Origin of the sequence: Micromonospora sp. NPDC049580, assembly GCF_040675595.1 — a bacterium.
Taxonomy (GTDB): domain Bacteria; phylum Actinomycetota; class Actinomycetes; order Mycobacteriales; family Micromonosporaceae; genus Micromonospora.
Genome location: NZ_JBFAPG010000505.1, coordinates 1 through 4,550 on the forward strand (window position 1 = coordinate 1; position 4,550 = coordinate 4,550).

General features: G+C 71.0%; 4 protein-coding genes. 1 reads left to right on the plus strand and 3 read right to left on the minus strand.

Annotation, left to right across the window (positions count from 1 at the left end):
• Positions 1-39: 39 nt before the first annotated feature.
• The 3 genes from groL to AB0J68_RS27935 all read right to left on the minus strand — a co-directional run bounded on the left by groL (position 40) and on the right by AB0J68_RS27935 (position 3,575).
• Positions 40-1,662, minus strand: coding sequence for a chaperonin GroEL (gene groL, locus AB0J68_RS27925; RefSeq protein WP_354861457.1), 1,623 nt, complete (start codon positions 1,660-1,662; stop codon positions 40-42).
• A 270-nt stretch (positions 1,663-1,932) separates the two neighbouring features.
• Positions 1,933-2,673, minus strand: coding sequence for a hypothetical protein (locus tag AB0J68_RS27930; RefSeq protein ID WP_363941346.1), 741 nt, complete (start codon positions 2,671-2,673; stop codon positions 1,933-1,935).
• A gap of 698 nt (positions 2,674-3,371) precedes the next feature.
• The gene (locus AB0J68_RS27935; RefSeq protein WP_088950422.1) at positions 3,372-3,575 is read right to left on the minus strand and encodes a cold-shock protein; all 204 of its coding nucleotides are present in this window, start codon (positions 3,573-3,575) and stop codon (positions 3,372-3,374) included.
• Positions 3,576-3,880: 305 nt separating this feature from the next.
• Between AB0J68_RS27935 and AB0J68_RS27940 the strand changes: the two genes are divergently transcribed.
• Complete coding sequence (locus tag AB0J68_RS27940) at positions 3,881-4,411, plus strand: GNAT family N-acetyltransferase (RefSeq protein WP_363941349.1); 531 nt, start codon at positions 3,881-3,883, stop codon at positions 4,409-4,411.
• The last annotated feature ends 139 nt before the right edge of the window (positions 4,412-4,550 follow it).

Here is a 4,550-nt window from a genome sequence, read left to right on the forward strand (position 1 = left end):
CGTCAGCGGCCCGCCCCGTTCGGTGTGTCGGAACTGGACTCAGAAGTCCATGTCCCCGCCACCCGGGCCCGCCGGGGCAGCCGGGTTCTTCTCCGGCTTGTCCGCGACGACGGCCTCGGTGGTGAGGAAGAGCGCCGCGATGGAAGCGGCGTTCTGCAGCGCCGAGCGCGTCACCTTGGCCGGGTCGATGATGCCCGCGGCCAGCAGGTCGACGTACTCGCCGTTGGCGGCGTTGAGGCCGTGACCCGCTTCGAGGTTACGGACCTTCTCCACCACGACGCCGCCCTCGAGGCCGGCGTTGACGGCGATCTGCCGCAGCGGGGCGTCCAGCGCGACCTTGACGATGTTGGCACCGGTCGCCTCGTCGCCGACCAGGTCCAGCTTGTCGAAGGCGGTCTTGCCGGCCTGCACCAGCGCGACGCCACCACCCGGGACGATGCCCTCCTCGACGGCGGCCTTCGCGTTGCGAACGGCGTCCTCGATGCGGTGCTTGCGCTCCTTGAGCTCGACCTCGGTGGCCGCGCCGACCTTGATCACCGCAACGCCACCGGCCAGCTTGGCCAGCCGCTCCTGCAGCTTCTCGCGGTCGTAGTCGGAGTCGCTCTTGTCGATCTCGGCCCGGATCTGGTTGACCCGACCCTGGATCTGGTCGGCGTCGCCGGCACCGTCGACGATGGTGGTCTCGTCCTTGGTCACCACGACCTTGCGGGCGCGGCCCAGCATGTCGAGGCCGACGGCGTCCAGCTTGAGGCCGACTTCCTCGCTGATGACCTGGCCACCGGTGAGGATGGCGATGTCGGCGAGCATGGCCTTGCGGCGGTCACCGAAGCCCGGCGCCTTGACGGCGACGGACTTGAAGGTGCCCCGGACCTTGTTGACGACCAGGGTGGCCAGGGCCTCGCCCTCGATGTCCTCGGCGATGATCAGCAGCGACTTGCCCGACTGCATGACCTTCTCCAGGATCGGAAGCAGGTCCTTGACCGACGAGATCTTGCTGTTGACGATCAGGAGGTAGGGGTCGTCGAAGACGGCCTCCATGCGCTCCGGGTCGGTCATGAAGTAGGCCGAGATGTAGCCCTTGTCGAAGCGCATACCCTCGGTGAGCTCCAGCTCCAGCCCGAAGGTGTTGCTCTCCTCGACGGTGATGACGCCTTCCTTGCCGACCTTGTCCATCGCCTCGGCGATGATCTCGCCGACGGTGCTGTCGCCAGCGGAGATGGAGGCGGTGGAGGCGATCTGCTCCTTGGTCTCGACGTCCTTGGCGAGCTTGGACAGCTCCTCCGAGACGCTCGCGACCGCAGCCTCGATGCCCCGCTTCAGGGCCATCGGGTTGGCGCCGGCGGCCACGTTGCGCAGGCCCTCGCGAACCAGGGCCTGGGCCAGGACGGTCGCCGTCGTCGTGCCGTCACCGGCGACGTCGTCGGTCTTCTTGGCGACTTCCTTGACCAGCTCGGCGCCGATCTTCTCGTACGGATCCTCGAGCTCGATCTCCTTGGCGATGCTCACACCATCGTTGGTGATGGTGGGGGCACCCCACTTCTTCTCGAGCACGACGTTGCGGCCCTTCGGGCCGAGGGTCACCTTTACGGCGTCAGCGAGCTGGTTCATGCCCCGCTCGAGGCCGCGGCGCGCCTCTTCGTCGAACGCGATCATCTTTGCCATACGGCGTTGTCCTCCTGGACACTCACGGCCACCCGAGTGTGTGTCCCGGATGGGCCGCCTGGTTTACGCACCTTGGGACGCCGCCACCAGGCGACGACGACGTCCTCCGGCCGGGCCGGATAGCCCGCGACGACCGGCCATGTGCCGCCCCGGCGTCTCCACGCCTGGGCAACCTGGCCCCACCGTCCCGACCGTTGGCACTCACGGTACGCGAGTGCCAATGACTTGTTTAGCACTCTCACCTGCCGAGTGCAAGCACGATGACGCCGCTCAGCCGAGTTCGGCCGCCAGTCCGGCGCTGTTCACCGGCCCCTCATGGGCCCGCTGCTCGGTGTACGTGACCAGCAGACCGATCAACTGGACGAGGTGGGCCGGCAGCGCCAGCAGCGCCGCGACACCGATCACCGCCACCACCCCGACCGCGGCGCCCGGGGACGCGAACGGGTCCGTGCCCAACGCGCCGGTGCCCACCGACTCCAGGAAGCCCGGAACCACGGTGCCGACGATCACAGCCCCGCCCACCACGGCCACCCGGCCGAGCAGCAGCCCGAGCCGGGCGTGGAACATCCCGAACGACCGGCCGATCGGGTTCTGCCGCTCGAACAGGTAGACCGGGCCGGCCAGGCTCAACGCGAACGCCAGATAGATGCCCGGCAGGACGCAGAAGCAGAAGCCGATACCGATGAGCACGCTGACCAGCAACGTCCAGCCCCACAGGCCGAGCGCCCGGCGCAGGCCGTACCGCAGCGCCGCATCCAGGCTGGCGGGCCGGCCGGTCGCCTGCTGGGTGATCACCCAACTGCCGGCGGCCCACCCCACCGCCTGCACCAGACCGATCAGCAGGCTGCCGCCGACCAGCACGGCGACGAGGGTTGCCAGGGTGACGGCGAAGTTGTCCGGCAGTCCGGCCGCCGGATCCATCTCGGCCTGCGCCTCCCAGCCGGGCGACGGGTCCACACCCAGCGAGATGACCGAGAGCACCGCCGCCGGCAGGACCTGCGTGAGCAGCATGATCGGCACCAACTGCCGCCAGCTTCGGCGCAGCGCGCCCCCGCAACGCTCGAACCAGGCCCCGATGCCGGCACCGGGCGGAGTGACCAGGGCGTCGTTCGGATCGAACCCGTGACCCGGCGGGTACCAGCTGACCGGCGCCCCCGGGTACCACGGCTGCCCACCGTAGGGACCAGACCCCGGCGGGTAGCCGCCGGTGGGCGGAAAGACCCAGCCCTGCGGCGGCGCACCGGCCGGACCCCAACCGCCCCGCGCGGGATCCCAACCGGGCGGCGGCCCAGCCGGTGGACCCCAACCGCCCTGCGCGGTGGGATCCGGCGTACCCGCCGGACCGGCCTGCCCCCAACCCTGGGGGATCGGGCCGGGTGGCGGCCCGTATCCAGGCGGCATCGCAGGGCCGGGGCCGTATCCGGGTGGCATCGCAGGGCCGGGGTCGTGTCCGGGTGGCGGCCCGGGATCTGCGCCGGAGGCCGGTGGCGTGCCCGGGGCCGCGCCGCCGGAGACGGGTGAGGTGGGGTCGGACGGGCCCGGCTCACCCGGCCCGGAGGGCGTGGTGGGTGGGGGCGACTGGTCGGTCATGAACCCTCCTCAGCATCGGCTGGAACGGCTCACGATCTTCCCGGGTGGGCGTCCGCACCGCAGCCCCGACCCGCCAGCCGATCGGGGGCGATCCGCGAGCGAGGAGGTCGGGAATTCGCTCAGGCGATGACGCGTACGTGTTCGGCCTGCGGGCCCTTCTGCCCCTGGGCGATCTCGAACTCCACCCGCTGGCCGTCGTCCAGCGCCTTGTAGCCGTCCATCTCGATCGCGGAGAAGTGGACGAACACGTCCTGACCGCCGTCGACGGCGATGAAGCCGTAGCCCTTTTCGGCGTTGAACCACTTTACGGAACCCTGTGCCACGGTGCACTTCCCTCACTCTTGCGCAGCGTTGCCTGCCCGGGCGCGCGGCACGGCCGGACGCCCTCGGACCACCGCCTCAGCGATCGACGACGGCCGCTGAAAGGGTGACCGAAATCGCACGCTACACGAGGAGTGACGGCCGCGCACGACCCCAAATCGGGCGTATTCCCGGGCGACCTGACCGGGCCCGGGGGCCGAACCGGAACGGGCCACGGACGACCGGTCCCGGCTCGCCGCCCGGCGGCCCGGCGGCGGGGCGGGGCACGCCCCGAGGCAGCTCCCGCCCCTGTGGTAGGCATGCAGACATGACCACCGATATCGGCTCAGCCGCCGTTCGGCAGGCCGAGATCCACCGGGTCCGGCCGGAGGACGCCGCCCGGATGCGGGCACTGCGCCTGGAGATGCTCGCCGACGCGCCCTTGGCCTTCCTGGAGACCCTGGCGGACGCGGCGGCCCGACCGCACCGCGAGTTCGCCGCGCGGGTGGCGTACACGTCGTCCGGCCCCCACAACGCGCAGTTCGTCGCGGACCCGGGCGGCCGTCTCGTCGGGCACGCCGGCGGCACGGTCGCGCCGAACGAGCCGGGGCTGACCGTCATCTACGCCGTGTACGTCACGCCGGCCTGGCGGGGCAGCGGGCTGCTCGGCGAGCTGATCGACGGGGTGGCCGCCTGGTCGCGGGCCTGCGGCCGACCGGAGCTGCTGCTGGAGGTGGTGGTCGGCAACGACCGCGCCTACCGGGCCTACCAGCGGCTGGGCTTCATCGACACCGGCGTGCGAGTCCCCCACCCCACGATCCCCGCCCTGAACGAACTACAGATGCGCCGAACAGCCTAGAAACAAGAGAACCCATCCCAAGGCAGAACCCCGGTGATGTCTAAAAGCCGGACGCGTCAGCGACAACCGCGTCCACGTGAGGGTTTCCGGGGCAGCCCGCCCCGCTCCGGGCGGTCAGGCTTGATCCCTGCGCAGGGCG

What these genes read in the sequence shown, in the direction of transcription:
- groL (WP_354861457.1), bottom strand. Translation starts at nt 1,662, where the DNA reads ATGGCAAAGATGATCGCGTTCGACGAAGAGGCGCGCCGCGGCCTCGAG.
- AB0J68_RS27930 (WP_363941346.1), bottom strand. Translation starts at nt 2,673, where the DNA reads ATGCTGCTCACGCAGGTCCTGCCGGCGGCGGTGCTCTCGGTCATCTCG.
- AB0J68_RS27940 (WP_363941349.1), top strand. Translation starts at nt 3,881, where the DNA reads ATGACCACCGATATCGGCTCAGCCGCCGTTCGGCAGGCCGAGATCCAC.